General features: G+C 69.0%; 22 protein-coding genes. 12 read left to right on the top strand and 10 right to left on the bottom strand.

Translation table 11 applies throughout. The features are described 5' to 3' along the window. Nucleotides 1-14: 14 nt before the first annotated feature. Nucleotides 15-458 carry a response regulator gene (locus tag ACO07H_RS15515; protein WP_422015693.1) on the bottom strand — a complete coding sequence of 148 codons (444 nt, stop codon included), beginning with the start codon at nucleotides 456-458 and terminating at the stop codon, nucleotides 15-17. A 64-nt stretch (nucleotides 459-522) separates the two neighbouring features. Here ACO07H_RS15515 and ACO07H_RS15510 point away from each other — a divergent pair, with 64 nt between their 5' ends. Next, nucleotides 523-858, top strand: a complete 336-nt coding sequence (locus ACO07H_RS15510) for a hypothetical protein (RefSeq protein WP_422015691.1) — start codon at nucleotides 523-525, stop codon at nucleotides 856-858. 12 nt (nucleotides 859-870) lie between these two features. Here the strand turns inward: ACO07H_RS15510 and ACO07H_RS15505 are convergent, their stop codons facing one another. After that, complete coding sequence (locus ACO07H_RS15505; protein ID WP_422015689.1) at nucleotides 871-1,029, bottom strand: DUF3309 family protein; 159 nt, start codon at nucleotides 1,027-1,029, stop codon at nucleotides 871-873. A 174-nt stretch (nucleotides 1,030-1,203) separates the two neighbouring features. Between ACO07H_RS15505 and ACO07H_RS15500 the strand changes: the two genes are divergently transcribed. Continuing rightward, nucleotides 1,204-1,446 carry a glutaredoxin family protein gene (locus ACO07H_RS15500; protein WP_422015687.1) on the top strand — a complete coding sequence of 81 codons (243 nt, stop codon included), beginning with the start codon at nucleotides 1,204-1,206 and terminating at the stop codon, nucleotides 1,444-1,446. Between the two features lie 19 nt (nucleotides 1,447-1,465). Beyond that, nucleotides 1,466-1,684 (top strand): hypothetical protein, encoded by a 219-nt coding sequence (locus ACO07H_RS15495; RefSeq protein WP_422015685.1) that lies wholly within the window; start codon nucleotides 1,466-1,468, stop codon nucleotides 1,682-1,684. 41 nt (nucleotides 1,685-1,725) lie between these two features. Here the strand turns inward: ACO07H_RS15495 and ACO07H_RS15490 are convergent, their stop codons facing one another. The 3 genes from ACO07H_RS15490 to ACO07H_RS15480 form a co-directional block, all read right to left on the bottom strand. Next, nucleotides 1,726-1,965 carry a hypothetical protein gene (locus ACO07H_RS15490; RefSeq protein WP_422015684.1) on the bottom strand — a complete coding sequence of 80 codons (240 nt, stop codon included), beginning with the start codon at nucleotides 1,963-1,965 and terminating at the stop codon, nucleotides 1,726-1,728. Nucleotides 1,966-2,159: 194 nt separating this feature from the next. Further along, a complete protein-coding gene (locus ACO07H_RS15485) occupies nucleotides 2,160-3,398 on the bottom strand; it encodes a sensor domain-containing phosphodiesterase (RefSeq protein WP_422015682.1) in 1,239 nt (412 codons plus the stop codon). A 274-nt stretch (nucleotides 3,399-3,672) separates the two neighbouring features. Continuing rightward, the gene (locus tag ACO07H_RS15480) at nucleotides 3,673-4,173 is read right to left on the bottom strand and encodes a spore coat U domain-containing protein (RefSeq protein WP_422015680.1); all 501 of its coding nucleotides are present in this window, start codon (nucleotides 4,171-4,173) and stop codon (nucleotides 3,673-3,675) included. 322 nt (nucleotides 4,174-4,495) lie between these two features. Between ACO07H_RS15480 and ACO07H_RS15475 the strand changes: the two genes are divergently transcribed. The 6 genes from ACO07H_RS15475 to ACO07H_RS15450 all read left to right on the top strand — a co-directional run bounded on the left by ACO07H_RS15475 (nucleotide 4,496) and on the right by ACO07H_RS15450 (nucleotide 9,411). Continuing rightward, nucleotides 4,496-4,945, top strand: coding sequence for a hypothetical protein (locus tag ACO07H_RS15475; protein WP_422015678.1), 450 nt, complete (start codon nucleotides 4,496-4,498; stop codon nucleotides 4,943-4,945). Nucleotides 4,946-5,063: 118 nt separating this feature from the next. Beyond that, nucleotides 5,064-5,486, top strand: a complete 423-nt coding sequence (locus ACO07H_RS15470; RefSeq protein ID WP_422015676.1) for a CopG family transcriptional regulator — start codon at nucleotides 5,064-5,066, stop codon at nucleotides 5,484-5,486. 25 nt (nucleotides 5,487-5,511) lie between these two features. Next, nucleotides 5,512-6,570: an alpha/beta hydrolase family esterase gene (locus tag ACO07H_RS15465; protein WP_422015674.1), complete on the top strand. Its 1,059-nt coding sequence runs from the start codon at nucleotides 5,512-5,514 to the stop codon at nucleotides 6,568-6,570. Nucleotides 6,571-6,675: 105 nt separating this feature from the next. Further along, the gene (locus ACO07H_RS15460; protein WP_422015672.1) at nucleotides 6,676-7,107 is read left to right on the top strand and encodes a hypothetical protein; all 432 of its coding nucleotides are present in this window, start codon (nucleotides 6,676-6,678) and stop codon (nucleotides 7,105-7,107) included. Then, the gene (locus ACO07H_RS15455; protein ID WP_422015670.1) at nucleotides 7,104-8,564 is read left to right on the top strand and encodes an RAD55 family ATPase; all 1,461 of its coding nucleotides are present in this window, start codon (nucleotides 7,104-7,106) and stop codon (nucleotides 8,562-8,564) included. Before ACO07H_RS15460 ends, ACO07H_RS15455 begins: the two co-directional genes overlap by 4 nt. A gap of 55 nt (nucleotides 8,565-8,619) precedes the next feature. Next, a complete protein-coding gene (locus ACO07H_RS15450) occupies nucleotides 8,620-9,411 on the top strand; it encodes a diguanylate cyclase domain-containing protein (RefSeq protein ID WP_422015668.1) in 792 nt (263 codons plus the stop codon). Nucleotides 9,412-9,434: 23 nt separating this feature from the next. Here the strand turns inward: ACO07H_RS15450 and ACO07H_RS15445 are convergent, their stop codons facing one another. Then, a complete protein-coding gene (locus ACO07H_RS15445) occupies nucleotides 9,435-9,812 on the bottom strand; it encodes a winged helix-turn-helix transcriptional regulator (protein WP_422015666.1) in 378 nt (125 codons plus the stop codon). A gap of 120 nt (nucleotides 9,813-9,932) precedes the next feature. On the opposite strand from ACO07H_RS15445, the gene ACO07H_RS15440 reads away from it, so the two are divergent. Both ACO07H_RS15440 and ACO07H_RS15435 read left to right on the top strand, forming a co-directional pair. Beyond that, nucleotides 9,933-10,802 (top strand): SDR family oxidoreductase, encoded by an 870-nt coding sequence (locus tag ACO07H_RS15440; RefSeq protein WP_422015664.1) that lies wholly within the window; start codon nucleotides 9,933-9,935, stop codon nucleotides 10,800-10,802. Between the two features lie 89 nt (nucleotides 10,803-10,891). Beyond that, complete coding sequence (locus tag ACO07H_RS15435) at nucleotides 10,892-11,275, top strand: hypothetical protein (RefSeq protein ID WP_422015662.1); 384 nt, start codon at nucleotides 10,892-10,894, stop codon at nucleotides 11,273-11,275. 44 nt (nucleotides 11,276-11,319) lie between these two features. Here ACO07H_RS15435 and ACO07H_RS15430 read toward each other — a convergent pair whose 3' ends face one another. Together ACO07H_RS15430 and ACO07H_RS15425 are read right to left on the bottom strand one after the other, a co-directional pair. Further along, nucleotides 11,320-12,657, bottom strand: a complete 1,338-nt coding sequence (locus ACO07H_RS15430; protein WP_422015660.1) for an ATP-binding protein — start codon at nucleotides 12,655-12,657, stop codon at nucleotides 11,320-11,322. A 144-nt stretch (nucleotides 12,658-12,801) separates the two neighbouring features. Next, nucleotides 12,802-13,059 (bottom strand): BON domain-containing protein, encoded by a 258-nt coding sequence (locus ACO07H_RS15425; RefSeq protein WP_422015658.1) that lies wholly within the window; start codon nucleotides 13,057-13,059, stop codon nucleotides 12,802-12,804. Between the two features lie 171 nt (nucleotides 13,060-13,230). Between ACO07H_RS15425 and ACO07H_RS15420 the strand changes: the two genes are divergently transcribed. Beyond that, the gene (locus ACO07H_RS15420; protein WP_422015656.1) at nucleotides 13,231-13,737 is read left to right on the top strand and encodes a fasciclin domain-containing protein; all 507 of its coding nucleotides are present in this window, start codon (nucleotides 13,231-13,233) and stop codon (nucleotides 13,735-13,737) included. Between the two features lie 19 nt (nucleotides 13,738-13,756). On the opposite strand, the gene ACO07H_RS15415 is transcribed toward ACO07H_RS15420, so the two are convergent. Together ACO07H_RS15415 and ACO07H_RS15410 are read right to left on the bottom strand one after the other, a co-directional pair. Further along, a complete protein-coding gene (locus ACO07H_RS15415) occupies nucleotides 13,757-14,464 on the bottom strand; it encodes a Crp/Fnr family transcriptional regulator (protein WP_422015654.1) in 708 nt (235 codons plus the stop codon). A gap of 58 nt (nucleotides 14,465-14,522) precedes the next feature. Continuing rightward, nucleotides 14,523-15,257 carry a Crp/Fnr family transcriptional regulator gene (locus ACO07H_RS15410; protein ID WP_422015652.1) on the bottom strand — a complete coding sequence of 245 codons (735 nt, stop codon included), beginning with the start codon at nucleotides 15,255-15,257 and terminating at the stop codon, nucleotides 14,523-14,525. Between the last annotated feature and the right edge of the window lie 108 nt (nucleotides 15,258-15,365).

Here is a 15,365-nt window from a genome sequence, read left to right as displayed (position 1 = left end):
CCCCGGTCGCTGAATCAGGTGCAGGCCGCGGCGTCCTCGGTCTCGTCGCGACCGATGTCTGCCAGGTCGTTGAAGAGCGTCTCGAGACCGCCGCCCTTGTCGTAGAGCGCGTTGGCGCCCGCCGTCCTGCTGGCGCGCTGATAGGGAGCCACGTCCCGCGCGGTCATGATGGCAATGTGGCCGGTGAACCCGCAGCGGCGCAGCGCCGCGGTCAGAGACAGCCCCGAGCCGTCGGCCAGTGACAAGTCCGTCACGACGATGTCCGGCTCAATGCTGCGGAACAGTGCCAAGGCTTCGGCTTCGCCGCTGGCCTCGCCGGTCACGCGCAGGCCGGGCAGCAAGCCGATGCGGCGGGCGACCAACCGCCGGATGGCGACGGAATCTTCGACAAGTAAAACGTCCATGGGACAGATCGTCGCGCAGCGGGGGCGCGTGCGAAATCGGGCGATGTCGAGCAACGCGGGGGCAGCGATGCCGCAATGGCCTGTAGGCAGATTGCCTGCATCGCACAATCGAACGGCCATGCCGCGCCGACAGCCCCACGATCACCACCACGTCTATGTCGTGCTGCTGTCCGAGCGCGTGTGGAACGAGCCAGCGTTCCGCAAGGCCAATCCGGGACACGACATCGTCAAGCCCTGCCTGTACGTGGGGATGACGGGGCTGGACCCGGACCTGCGCTTTGACCGGCACATGGCCGGCGTGCAGGCCAACCGCTTCGTGCTGAAGTACGGCGTGCGCCTGGTGCCCGAGCTCTACGAGGTCTACAACCCCATGCCTTACGACGCGGCGCGTGACATGGAGGTGGAGCTCGCCATCGGGCTGCGCGAAGCGGGCTACGCGGTATGGCAGGCGTAGCGCCTGGGCGGGCTACAACCGACCCATCAGCAACAGCACCAGGACGATCAGCAGGACGAGGCCGAGGCCGCCCGTGGGCGCATACCCCCAACTGCGGCTGTGCGGCCAGGTGGGCAGCGCGCCGACCAGCAGAAGGATCAGCACGACAAGCAGAATGGTACCGAGACTCATGGTCATTTCCTTGTGTTGGGCGGGGGTGGGCTCGCTGCGAATCGGCCGGATGGTGTCTGCGCATCGCCTGAGCGACTCTCGCCGCAAGCGCTGACCAGCGGTGTAGGACCCGGCCGCGAGCCAAGTCGTCGACGTCGCCCGCACGGCCCCGTTCCGCGCCTCTAAACTGCGGGCATGCAGCTCAAGATCGCCGTCTACTCGAAGTCCGCCTGCCCCCAGTGCGACACCGTCAAAAGCCTGCTCAAGGCACGACACCTCGCGTTCGAGGAGGTCATGATCGACGACGAGGAGCAGCGCAAGGCCTTCTACGAGAAGTGCGGCCCCTCGGTGCGATCCATGCCGCAGGTCTTCATCAACGACCAGCGCGTGGGCGGCGTCGCCGGGCTGCAGGCGGCGCTCGCGCAGCTCAACATCTGAACCCCGGCTTGCGCGGACGATGGCTTCGCGCGACAAGCCCGCCACGCCCGTGGGCGAGCCCGGGCCCGTGGCGCTCAGGCCCGGCATGCCGGTGCGGCTGCTGCCGCACGACTGGCCGTTTCTCTACAGCGTGCTGACCAACGGCCACCTGGTCATCAACCAACGCCTGCCGTCGCCGCAGGCAGCCCGGAAAAGCCGCAGGCGCGTTGATGAGGGCGCCAATGACGCGCCCTCGTAGACGACCGGGATGCCGCCTGCGCATCCGGGTCGTGGCGGGCTCTACCGCTCCCGCAGCTGTTCTCCCTGTTGCCGTGCCCGTTGCGCCCATTCGGTGAGCAGGTGCGGGGCCACCGGGTGGCTGTAGTGCCCCACGCGGTTGGCCTGTGCGGTCAGCTCCTGGGCCAGCACTTGTCGCTGGGCTCGGGGCAACACGGCGATGAGCGAGGCCACGAAACAATGCTGTGCCTCGATGAGCGCGTTAAAGGTCTCTGCCGTCAATGGCGTGGGATCAATCAGCATGGGTTCCCCTCGGACGCTTCGTTCTGGTTGTTCTCGGCTCCCTTGGGTACAGCGTAGACCGGTTGCCGTCTCAGCTCAAACCCCGTGAACAGGCGGCGCGATGGGGCGAGGTGGGCGGGACCGATCTGTTAGGCGCGGTGTCTCCGGAGAACTGGGCGGCGCGCCGCCGGCTCAACGGCGCCGGGCCAGCGGCTTCACCGAGAAGCCGCCAGTGCCTTGCCGTCGTCCACCGACATGGGCCGCCCGAGGAAGAATCCCTGCGCCCTGCTGATGCCCAGCGCCCTGATGACTTCGAGCTCGCCTTCGGTCTCCACGCCTTCGGCCACGATCTTGCAGCCGGTCTCGGAGGCGAAGCCGCACAGCGCCGCGGCCAGCGCGCGCCGCGAGCGGTCGGTGTCGATCGCGCGTGTGATGCTGATGTCCAGCTTCACGACATGGGGATGGAGGTTGAGGATGTGCCTGAAGCTCGCGTATCCGGCGCCGGCATCATCGATGGCGATGCACAGGCCCCGCTCTCGCAGCGGTTCCACCACTTCGGCGATGTCCTCGTAGTGTTCGATCGCCTGGTGCTCGGTGACCTCCAGGACGATGCGGTCCAGCGGCAGGCCGTGCAGGAGCTCGGCGAGGCGCCCGCTGACGATGGTCTCGGGCGAGGCATTCACCGCGACGTAGACGCTGGGCGGCAACTCCGCGAGCGCCGAGACGGCCAAGCGGATCGCCCGCGTCTCGAGCTCGATGGCGCGTCCCGCAAGCGCCGCTTCCGCGAACCAGATGTCGGGCGCGCGGTACGGTTCGGCGGCGAACCGGGAGAGCGCCTCGAAGCCGACGACGCGATGCGTACCGACATCGAAGATGGGCTGGTAGACGATGCGCAGGCCGTCGTCATTCAGCACGGCGTCGATGCGGTGGTCGACCAGGCGCTTGGCCTCGCGTTCATCCAGTTCGTCCTGGATCTGTTGGCCCACCATGTCGGCGAACACGCGCATGACGCCGAGGTCGCGCGCCGTGAGCGTGGCGTCGGGCGTGTAGCTGAAGCAGCAGAACGTGCCGTACACGTGGCCATCCGCGAGCCGGATGGGGACGCTCATGTGCGCGCCCACAGGCAGGGCCAGCGTCGCCTGCAGCGTCAACGCTTCCGCATTGAGACAGGCATCGGGAATCAGCTCCGGGAGCCTGCCGTCCACGACGCGAAGGCAATAGCTTTCCTCGGCCGGGTCCGAGCCGCCCACGGCGATGGGCGTTGGTCGCGAGTCGTCGGCGTCGACGTGGCGAAAGACGCGTCTGCCGCTCAGGAATTCCGAGACGAAGGCGACGTCCATGCCCATGTGCTGCCGGATCGCACTCAGGATGCGATGCAATGAGGGCTTCATGCCGATGGCGGACGCGGGGATGCCCGCGATGCCTGCTGCCGCTGCTGCGAGGGGTGAGTTCATACGCACCGATCTTTCAACAAGGGGGCTCCATTTGTCCAGCAAGTTATGTTTTGCTGTTCGAGTGTGCCGACGGGCACCGACACGGGCTTGACGTGTCAGCGCCGAGCCATGGTTGGCCGGTCCCGTGACGCTCACCGATGGACATGGCTGGCACCGGCTCAAATCTATGCCACGCGCGGCTTTGGTTGAACGTGAATAACGCCGCATCCGGACGTAGGCGGCACCCTGTCGGCGCGTTGGCAGCAGCGCGGTTTCAATGGGGCGCCCTGATGGATCAGTAGGACACGGTGACGGTCACGGTGTCGGTGTAGGCGCCCGGCACGACATTGGCCAGCGATGGCAGGCGGCCGTAGATGGTCAGCGTCTGCGTGCTGCCCGTGCCGGTGCCGGCGGAGGTGCTGCTGCTGGCGGTGCCGTCGCCCCAGACGGTGGAGCGGCCGGTGTCCAGGTAGAGCTGGTAGCCCAGCGTGCGGGTGCCGCTCTTCATCGTGCGGGAGCCGAAGTTGGAGGCACCGCCGGCATTGGCGCCGGCGTTCAGCGCCACCGTGTAGGGCGTGGTGTTGGTGCACACCACGCTCAGCGTGGACGTCGCGTCCAGCGGCGTGGCGGTGGCCAGCGGGTCGATGCTGTTGCCGAAGTTCAGCGACGTGCCCGACACCTGGCAGGAGCTGATGACGGTGGCCTGCACCTGGAAGGTGTTGCTGGCCGTGCCGGCCTGCGCCAGCATGGGCGCCAGCAGCACGAGGAGCAGGGATTGGCGGATCGTCGAGTTCATCGTCATGGCTCCGGGCAGGTGTGAAGAGGTGGCGTGAAGCGGTGAGGGCTGTCGTGCTCTCAATGACCGCCATCTTCGAATCGCCTGCGTTTCTCGGGCAGCGGGCAATGCAGGCAGTACGGCGGCGACATTGCCGTGAGTCCGCGTAGGCGAGTTACCTACACGGCGCGCGTCAGCAAAACTTGTCAGCGCATGGCGCCCTATGCTGTGTGGTGTGAGCGACGCCGCAAGTGGCGTCGACCTTTACACATCGCTACGCCGGTGCCTGTAAACCGGCGCAGCAACCCCGGCGTTGAAAACGCAGCATTTCAGTGAGTTCGCCATGAAGACAGTTTTCCGCGTTCTGGTCGTCTCGTCCCTCATCGCCGCCACGGGCTTGGCGAGCGCCGGCCCGCGCTACTACGGCCCGCCGCCGCGCCACTACTCCCACGGCGGGGTGGGCATCGGGGGCCTCGTGCTGGGCCTGGCCGTGGCGTTGCCGCTCATCGCGCTGGCCAACCAGGCGGACCGCTCTCCCGACGTGGTCTACGTGCCCGCGCCAGCCCCGCTGCCGCCGCCGCAAGTTGTCTATGCACCGCAGCCGGCATACGCGCCGAGCCGCCCCGCGCCGGTCATCTATCCGCGCCAGGGGCAAAGCAACGCCCAGCTGGAGTCCGACAACCGCGAGTGCAACCGCTGGGCGACCACGCAGCAGGCCGCCATGGCCGATGCCGGCGTGTTCCAGCGGGCCGTGGAAGCCTGCATGGACGGGCGCGGATACACGCTGCGCTGAGCCCCGCCAGCATCACTCCGGCCGACAGGCGCCACGGTGCAGACCGTGGCGCCTTTTTTTGGCTTGAAGCGCACAAATACATCTTCTTGGAATCCAAGTGGATGGCATACTGCATTGCATGCCCGCCGCGCCTCACCTCTCGCCCAAGACAGGCAAGCCCCAGGACGAAAAGCTGACGCTCAACGTCGGCTGCGTCGACCTGGGCCAGATCGACCTGCTGGTGCAGGAGGGCTTCTATGCCAATCGCAGCGACCTGATCCGCACGGCTATCAGGAACCAGCTCGCCACTCACGCGGATGTGGTCCGCCAGGTCGTCACGCGCAAGCGCATCGTGCTGGGCATCCAGCAATTCAGCGCGGCGGACCTAGAGCAGGCGCGTGCCGCCGGCGAGAAGCTGCAGATCCGTGTGCTGGGCCTGGCCGTCATTGCGCCGGACGTCACGCCAGCGTTGGCCCTCGAAACCATCGAGTCGCTGACCGTGCTCGGCGCCCTCCAGGCAAGTCCCGCCGTGAAGACGGCCCTCGTCGGGCGGCTGCTGTAGCGCCTGGCGACTCCAGAAAGCCACCATGCACCCCCAGTTCGGCCAGTTGATGGCCCAGGCCACCGCGCTGACTCGCGCCGGTGATCTCACCGGCGCCATGGACGCCATCGCCACCGCGCTCCATCGCGGCCCCGCGTCGGCTGCGCCTTCGCAGCAGGCCACGGACGGCGTCCTGGACGTCATCGACGTGGTGGCCCGCGTGGTCGAGGACGACGCGCCCATGCCGGCAATGCGCCCTGCGGCCGACGGCGTGGCGCAGTTCGTGTCCGGCCGCTACGACCATCGCGCCGGTGCGCGCGACTACCGCCTGTTCATCCCCGCGACACGCGCCGAGCCGCCGCGGGCACTGATCGTCATGCTGCATGGCTGCACGCAGAACCCGGATGACTTCGCCACGGGCACGCGCATGAACGCGCTGGGCGCCGAGCACCACGCGCTGGTGCTGTACCCGGCGCAAACGCGCCAGGCCAATGCGCAGGGCTGCTGGAACTGGTTCAAGCACAACCACCAGGGGCGCGAACGCGGCGAACCCGCGCTGCTGGCCGACATGGCCAGGCACATCGCGGCGAGCCATGGTGTCGACCCCGCGCACATCTACGTGGCCGGCCTGTCGGCGGGTGGCGCGATGGCGGCGATCCTGGCGGCCACCCATCCGGACGTCTTTGCCGCGGCGGGCGTCCATTCCGGGCTGCCCGCCGGCGCGGCACGCGATCTGCCGGGCGCGCTGGCTGCCATGCAGGGGCAGGGCGCGGACGGCGCCGGACCGCGGCCCAGGTCGAGCGTGCCCATGATCGTGTTCCATGGCGATGCCGACACCACCGTCCACCCCAGCAACGGCGAGCGCGTGTGCCAGGCGCACGGCGGCACCGCCGTCAGCGTCGAGGAGCAGCGCGGCCTGGAGGTCGGTTCACGCAGTTGCACGCGGCGCCTGCACAAGGACGCGCAGGGCCGGGTGGTGATGGAGCAGTGGCGTGTGCACGGTGCCGGCCATGCCTGGTCGGGCGGCGACCCGGCGGGCTCGTATGCCGATGCGCGCGGTCCGGATGCGAGCGCGGAGATGCTGCGCTTCTTCCTGCAGCGCTGAAGCGAAGGCGGTGCGCCGTGCCCCCTAGATGGCGTGTAACTTAAGCCGGTGCGGTGGTCCCGGACGCCTACACTGCACATGACTTCACCTCCCGCCCCTTCGCCCATGGACAGCCGAGAGAGCAGCCGGTTCACTGCTCCTCTTACACAGCGTGTGGCGGAGGATGCAGACGCGCGCCAGATCGCCGACGCCATTGGCGCCATGTGGTCGGACATCGATGCCGCCTTGCAGCCGGTGCTGGGCCGCCGTGGTGTGGCGGCGCTGTTCAAGCGCACGCTGCATCTCACCACCTTGCGTTACCCCTGGCTGGCGCCGCTCAACGGCGGCACTGTCGACGGCAAGGCCGACCTGGCCGAGCTGACCGAGCTGTTCGCCTCGCAGCGGCCGGCGATCGTCATGGAGGCGGGCAGTTCATTGTTCATGACGTTTCGCGAGCTGATCAGCTCCCTGATCGGCGCCCGGCTGAGCGAACAGCTGCTGCAGACCGCCTGGTCGACCTCTTCAAGCGCTCCCCCGGCGCAGGACCCCACGCCATGACATCCAAAGTGACGATCAACAGCCTGCCCACGGGGGTGCCCGGGCTGGACGAGTTGCTCGGCGGCGGCCTGCCCGAGTTCTCGTTCAACCTCATCGCCGGCCAGCCCGGCAGCGGCAAGACGACGCTGGCGCACCAGATCATGTTCGCGCTGGCCAGCGAAGCCCGCCCGGCGCTGTACTTCACCGTGCTGGGCGAGCCGCCGCTGAAGATGCTGCGCTACCAGCAGCAGTTCGCCTTCTTCGATCCTGCGGCCATCAACCGCCGCGTGCGCTTCATCAACCTCAGTGAAGAGGCGATGGCCGGCGACCTCGACCATGTGCTGGCGCGCATCACCGAAGAGGTGGCCGCGCACGAGCCGTCGCTGGTCTTCGTCGACTCCTTCCGCTCCGTCGTGCTGGCCACGGACGCCGGCGGCCACGCGCACAACCAACTGCAGCGCTTCATGCAGCAGCTCGGCATGCTGATGACGAGCTGGCAGGCCACCACCTTCCTGATCGGCGAGTACTTCACCGACACCGATGCCAACCCGGTGTTCACCGTCGCGGACGGCCTCATCTGGTTGCGCCAGAGCGTGCAGCGCAATGCCATGGTGCGCAAGATGGAGGTCATGAAGATGCGCGGCCAGCCCTCGCTGCCGGGGTTGCACGCGTTTCGCATCAGCGGTGACGGCGTGCAGATCTTCGTGCCCGCGCCCGTGGCCGCGCCGCAGGCCTTGGGTGGCCCCGGGTCTGGCCGCGCGTCGATGGGCGTGCCTGGGCTGGACGACATGATGGATGGCGGCCTGCCGCGTGGCTACTCGCTGCTGGTGGCCGGGCCTTCGGGGTCGGGCAAGAGCATCCTGGCGGCGGCCTTTCTCAACGCCGGTGTGCTCAATGGCGAGACGGGCGTCATCGCCGCGTTCGAACGGCGGCCCGGCCGCATGCACAGCAACAAGGCGCTGGCCAAGGCGATCGACGACGGCCGCATCAGCCTGGTCGAGAGCCACGCGACGGACCTCTCCATCGAGGAGGTCATGCAACTGCTGGCCCACGAGATCCGCCGGCTGGGCGCCACCCGCGTCGTCATCGATTCGCTGTCGGGCTTCGAACTGGCGCTCGGGCCGTCGTTCAAGGACGACTTCCGCGAATCGCTGCTGCGGCTGGTCACGTCGCTGACCGGGCTGGGCGTCACGGTGCTGATGACGTCGGAACTGGAGGACCGTTACACCGACCTGCGCTTCAGCCCCTACGGCACGGCCTTCATGACCGATGCGATCGTCGTGCAGCGGTACATCGAGGTCGACAGCCGGCTGCGGCGCGTGCTGGCCGTGGTGAAGGTGCGGGACAGCGGCCACTCGGACCAGTTGCGCGAGTACCGCATCGACGACGACGGCATCCACATCGGCACGATGCTTGCCGATCAGGAGGGCCTGCTGGGCGGCCGCCCGACCACCCGACGCGAAGGCGCCGCCGCCTGACGGAGCCAGCCCGTGCGCTGCCGTCCCTGGCAGCGCGAAGTCGCAGGGAGATGACATGGTTCACGTGCCTGACCCGCTTGACGCACCGGTCGCAGCCGTGCTGCAGACGGAGCTTGCCGCGCTGTTGGCGCAGACCGCCGAGGCGCGAGCAGAACTGGCCAGCGTGCGTGCCGACCTGGCGCATGCGCACGAGCAACTGGGCCGCCACCACATACGCCAGTTGCTGCAGGCGAACGAGCAACTCGTGCTGGACGCCCTTCGCTTGCGCCACGCGGCGGAGTCCACTGCGCAGCGGGTGGCCGAGCTGACCCGGGCCAGTGGAATCGACGCGCTGACCAACCTGCCGAACCGCCTGCTGCTGATCGACCGCTTCTCGCAGGGTCTGACCCACGCCAAGCGCCATAACGGGCGGCTGGCGCTGCTGTTCGTGGACCTCGACGGCTTCAAGCAGATCAACGACCTGCTGGGCCACCACGTCGGCGACGAGGTGCTGCGCGCCGTCGGCCGGTGCCTCGTCGGCTTCGTGCGGCAGATCGACACCGTGTGTCGCATGGGCGGCGACGAGTTCGTCGTGCTGCTGCCCGAGATCACGGGTGCGGCCGACGCCGGTCTGGTCGCGCAGAAGCTGATGGACGCGCTGGCCCAGCTCACCCATGCGGGCGACGTGGCGGTCTCGGTGGCCGCCAGCATCGGCATCAGCGTCTATCCCGACGACGCCGACCACATCGAGCAATTGGTCGACTGCGCGGACCAGGCGATGTACCGCAGCAAGCGCTCGGGCGGCAGCCGCTATTCCTTTTTCTCCGGCCCCGACGGGGGAGGGCTGACGCGGCCTGACGGCGCCTGACGACCCTTGGGCCGACTACGGCCTCAGCTGCGGACGGCCTTGCGGGCCTGCAGGATCGACGGCAGGCTCTGTTCGATCCAGTCGGCCAGCTCTTCCACGCGCCGGCTCACCTCGTGTCCCGCCGGCGTCAGCGAGTACTCGACATGCGGCGGGATCACCGGCAGCGCCTCGCGGCGCACGAATCCATCGGCCTCCAGCGCCTGCAGCGTCTGCGCCAGCATCTTTTCACTCACCCCGGCGATCTTGCGCCTGAGCTCGCTGAAGCGGTGTGTCTGCGTGCGCAGCGCCACGAGCACCAGCACGCCCCAGCGGCTGGTGACGTTGCGCAGGATCGTGCGCGACGGGCAGTCGGGTTCGAACACATCGCCTCGCCTGAGGCGTTCGGACAACTTGCTGGACATTGCGGCGTGGCCTCCTTCCGAGGTCGCAACTCTAGCTTACCTTTTGGTGGGTACTGGTTTTTAGTTAGCTTGGGTGTGATCATGGCCTCCCGCGAACCTGCGAACCCAGGAGTCCATGAAATGATCGTCATCACAGGCGCCACCGGCCAGTTGGGCCAACTCGTCATCCAGTCCTTGTTGAACAAGCTGCCGGCCTCGCAGATCGCTGCCGCGGTGCGCCAACCGGCCAAGGCGGCTGCGCTGGCCGCGCAGGGTGTGCAGGTCCGTCAAGCCGACTATGCCCAGCCGGCCACGCTGGACGCCGCCTTCCAGGGTGCGGAGAAGCTGCTGCTCATTTCGTCGAGCGAGGTGGGCCAGCGCACGGCCCAGCATCGCAACGTCATTGACGCCGCGCAGCGCGCCGGGGTCAAGCTGATCGCCTACACCAGCCTCCTGCACGCCGACACATCGCCGCTGGGCCTGGCAGCCGAGCACCTGGCCACGGAAGCCCACCTGAAAGCCTCGGGCGTCCCCCATGTGGTGCTGCGCAACGGCTGGTACACCGAGAACTACCTGGCCAGCGTGGCGCCAGCGCTGCAGCATGGCGCCTACATCGGCGCGGCGGGCGACGGGCGCATCTCGTCGGCTGGCCGTGCCGACTATGCCGACGCCGCGGTCGCCGCGCTGACGCAGCCCGACCAGGCCGGCAAGGTCTACGAGCTGGCTGGTGACGAGCCCTACACGCTGAGCGAATTTGCCGCGGAGCTGAGCCGCCTGTCCGGCAAGGCGGTGCCTTATGTGAACCTCAGCGAAGCCGACTACGCCGCGGCCCTGGTGGGCGCCGGCTTGCCCCAGCCGCTGGCTGCGATGCTCGCGGACTCGGATGCAGGCGCCGCCAAGGGTGGCCTGTTCGATGGCAGCCGGCAGCTCAGCGCGCTGATCGGGCGGCCGACGCTCAGCCTGGCTGCGCTGATGCGGCAGGCACTGGGCAGGCAGCCGACGGGCGCCTAGGTGTGAAGCCGGCGGTACCGGGGCCGGCACGCGCCTTGCCGGTTGCCTGCGCCGCGCCTGTGCGGCCAGCACCGAAGGAGACGCCCTGAATGACCAACCCCCTGTCCCACGTCGGCCAGACGGCCCGCCCGGAAGCGTCCACCGGCGCACCTCATCCACAGCCTGCGCATGCGCCAGACGACCGGCAGACGCAGGGGGAGCCGCCCACGCTCCCTGCCGGACCTGTCCTTGACGTGCACCTTGGCGTGCGTTTCCAGGTCGAGGCGATTCCCTGCGGCGAGTTGTTCGAAGGCCGTTTCACGCTGCCCGACCACGGGCAGCGCGCGCAAGGCGGCAGCGACGACAGCTACCGCCCCACCACGGACAACCGCTGGGCGACCGAGGCCGAAGCGCTCACCTACGCCACCGAGGCCGCGCACCACGCCATCGAGGGCATCCTGCCCTTCACGAACGGTGAGCCGCGGGGCGGCTGATCCGGTCAGTCGCGTGACCCGGCGCTGCAACCCCGCGCCGGACCTCAGCGGCGCACGCATGCGTGCGTGGCCGGCGCCTGGCCGTAGCTGCGCGGCAGCAGGATGCGGAAGGCCGTGCCGACGCCGATCACGGATTCGAGCTCGGTGGTGGCGTCCAGCAGGTCGCACAGCCGCTTGACGATGGACAGCCCGATGCCCTCGCCGACCTGCTGCCGGACCGGGCGCACGTCCTTGGGCGACGGGTAGGTCTCGGCGAGGTCCACGGTGACGTGCGTCACGCCGCCGGTGGCATGGTCGGTCGCCACCTGCCTGGCCTGATCGGTCGCCTCCTCGATGGCGCCCGCCAGCTGCGAACCCGGGCCCGCATGGAATCCCGGCCCGGTGTCCCGCACCTCGAAGAACCAGCGGTCCAGGTCGCTGGACGCACAGTCGCCGCAAGTGACCGTGACGCCGCCGGTGCGGGTGTACTTGATCGCGTTGATGACCAGGTTCTGGGCGATGCGCCGGGTCTTGACCGCATCGCCTTCCACGGGCAACGCGGCCGGCCCGTCGAACCGCAGGTACAGGCCGCGTTCCTGCGCATGCGGTTGCAGGTCCTCGCACAGCGTGCCGAGCAGTTCGACGACGTCGATGGCCGCCAGGCTGCGGTGCTCCAGGCCGCCCTGCAGGCGCGCCAGGCTGGTCACGTCGTTCAGCAGATGGCTCAGCGAGCCGACATTGCGGTCCAGCAGTTTCAGGAAGCTGCCGCGCATCATGTCGGAGGCCTGCGGCGAGGCCAGGCCTGCCGTGGCCGTGGCCACGACACCGAGGTTGCCGCGCAGGTCATGCGCCGCCTCTTGCCACAGCCGGGCGCGCTCCTGCTCCAGCTCGCGCAGCGACTGCAGGGCCTGCTCGAGATCGCGGACATGGCTGCCCGCCTCGATCTGCTGCAGCTGGAAATACTGTGACACGCTGGCGCTGACGGCGTCGCCGCACTGCTGCGCCCAGATCCTGCGCGCCTCGGCCATCGCCGCCGCGTCTGGCACCGGGTGCGTGATCGCGTAGGCCTCCAGCTCCACGACGACGCATTCGTTGAGGCGGCCCAGTTCACGCGTCACCTCGGCCAGGTCGAAGCCCTGCTGCCAGCGGTGCAGGCCGTGGGCGGCCGCGTCGCCCTGGTGGGCTTCCTGGTCACCGGGATTCGTCTGCAGGCCGCCCTGGGCCAGCGTGCGCTCGAAATCGGCGAGCAAGGCAGGGATGTGATCGTGCAACTGCGCGCGCGGCAGGGCTGCGCCGGTGGTGAGCGTCGGGTCGGAGGTCACGGCGGTGCGCCAGGCCTGCAGGATGGCGCCACGCCGTCGCGTCAGGTAGGCGCTCAATGTCACATGCTCGGCGGCGTGCATCGACGCGTCCTTTGTCCAATGGAAGGGTGGGGCTCGATTTTCGGCTCAAAAGCAGCCCGGGACGACGGCCGTTTCAGCGCCACTTCGGTGGGTATGCGACCGAACCGATGGCCGCTGACGCACGCCCATCCGTCCCCGCGAGCGCTAGGGCCGCGAGCGCGTGATCTGGTTGTTGATGCCGGCAAGCCCCGGCAGGTGGCGCACGCACTCGGCGGCGTCCTGTTGCTGGTAGTGCCAGCGCACCTCGCCCGACAAGGTCAGCCAGCCGGCGGCGGCGCTGGCTTTCACGGCGCCGGGCGGCAGCGCAAGGCGCCAGGTCAACGCCGTCAGCGCCATGCAGGCCAACTGCTCGTCGCTGGTCGTGGCCGCGGCGGTCTGCGATTGATGCGCCTGGACATCCATGCCGCGAGGTTGCGCGCCGGCCTGCCGTGGGTCTGTGCGCCAGCGCACCCCTGGGCGCGCGGCGGCCGTGCGCCGCCGCACAGACCGCAGGGCACCGGGCGTGCAGCATCGGCATCGACTTCTTCCGTCCTGGCACCGCCCGGGCCCAAGGAGACCTCCTTGAAAGTGCCCATGACCGCCGCTCCAGTCACCGCCCCAGACGACACCACACCCCCGGCCACCGTCACACCCGCGGCCGCGCCGGGGCCCAGCGCCACCGCGCCACTCGACAACCTGATGGAGACGCTGCACCGGACTGGCCACTTCAAGCACCTGATGGCAGCCATCAAGGCCACCGGCCTGGCCAGCCCGTTCAATGCGGCGGGTCCCTACACCGTGTTCGCACCCAACGACTTCGCGTTCAGCAAGCTCGCCAAGGGGGTGCTGACCGAGTTGTTCGCGCCCGAGAACAAGGCGCGGCTGACGGCCGTCCTGAGGCTGCACCTGGTGCCTCGCCGCGTGAAGGCGGCCGCAGCGGGCGATGCGCCGTCGGCGCTGAAGTCCTTGCAGGGCGAGGATCTGACCATGACCGCGGCCGAGGGCCTGCGAGTGAACAAGGCCCGCATCGTCGAGAGCGACCTGCAGGCCGTCAACGGCGTGATCCATGTGATCGACACGGTGCTGATGCCGGCGGGCTGACCGCCGCCACGCGCCGGGCTCAGGACGTTGCGTCCGGCGCGAACTTCATGACCAGGCGGTAGCTCGCCCGGTCCTGCGCATAGCAGGTGCAGGCCGCGCCCTCCAGCCCCGCGCGGTCGCTGACGGTGATCCAACCTCGGTGGTAATGGATCAACCCGGCTGCCTGCAGGCTGCCTGCCGCCACCGTCACGCCGACGCGCCGCACGCCCAGCAGGTGGGACATGCTTTCCTGCGTGACCGCGAAGCTGTCGCTGCGGGCCCGGTCCTGCCCCATCAGCAGCCAGCGTGCCAGGCGGGCCTGCAGCGCATGGAAGTGCAGACAGGCGGCCGCCGTGGCCGACTGCCGCAGCTGCACCATCACGTAACGCATCAGCAGCCGGCGCAGGCCGGGGCTGGTGGGCAGTTGCTGGCGCAGCACGGCGGCCGGCATGCCCCAGGCCTGGCCGTCCTGCTGCACCACCACGGTCACCGGGCTGGCCGCGACGCCGAGCAGCAGTTGTGCACCCAGCACCCCTTCGCGGCCCACCATGCCGACCTGCAGCAAGGGGTGGGCGTCCAGCGGCGTGACGAGTGACACGCAGCCCTGCACCGGGAACAGCAGCGTCTGCGCGGGGTCGTCCTGCACGGCAATCCGCTGGCCGCTTTGCAGCAACACCTGGACACTGTGCTTCAGCAGACGTCGCTGCTCGGCCGCGGGCAGGTGGTCGAGCAACTGGTTGGTGTTCATGGGCCAGTCTGGGGCACAAGGTGCGCGCGCGCTGTGCGCCAACGCACCCTGGCGGGTCTTAACGAACCGCCGGCAGCGGCCGGTTCAGCAGCCGGTCGTACTCTTCCTTGACGACGCTGTAGCACTCGCAGCTGCGCTTCTCCAGACCGGGGCGGTCGAGCACGGTGATGTGGCCGCGCGCATAGTTGATCAGCCCGAGCTTCTGCAGCTTCAGCGCCGCCTCGGTGACGCCCTCGCGGCGCACGCCCAGCATGTTGGCGATCAGCTCCTGCGTCATCACCAGCTCGTCGCCGGCAATGCGGTCCAGGCTCAGCAGCAGCCAGCGGCACAGCTGCTGCTCCAGCACGTGGTGGCGGTTGCAGACGGCCGTCTGCGCCATCTGCGTCAGCAGCGCCTGGGTATAGCGCAGCAGCAGGTGCATGCCCACGCCGTAGCGGTTGAACTCTGCCTTGATGGTGGCCGCACTGAGCCGGAAGCATCCGCCGGCGCTCTGCACGACGGCACGGCTCGGCGTGGTTTCGCCGCCCATGAACAGCGACACGCCGACGACCCCCTCGTAGCCCACCACGGCGATCTCGGCCGAGCCGCCGTCTTCCAGCACGTACAGCAGCGACACGATGGCCGTGGTCGGGAAGTACACGTGGCTTTGCGGCCGGCCGGACTCGTACAGCACCTGGCCGAGCTGCAGCGGCGCGGGTTCGACCAGGCTCGACCACCGCGCCCACTCCTCCGGCGGCAGGGCGGCCAACAGGAGGTTGCTGCGGGGTGACAGGGCATCGGACGGAGCAGACATCAAGTCCTTTGTGGCGCACGGCGAAGGGACCACTCTAGCCAGTCGACCGGCTTCTGTGTGTTCGGTAGCGAACATACGCGGCGCTGCCTTGCGCCGGGCGGTCTGCGA

Source organism: Roseateles sp. (assembly GCF_965229315.1).
Classification (GTDB): domain Bacteria; phylum Pseudomonadota; class Gammaproteobacteria; order Burkholderiales; family Burkholderiaceae_C; genus Pelomonas.
Note: the sequence above shows the minus strand (reverse complement) of the source record. Positions and strands in the feature narration are given on the sequence as shown.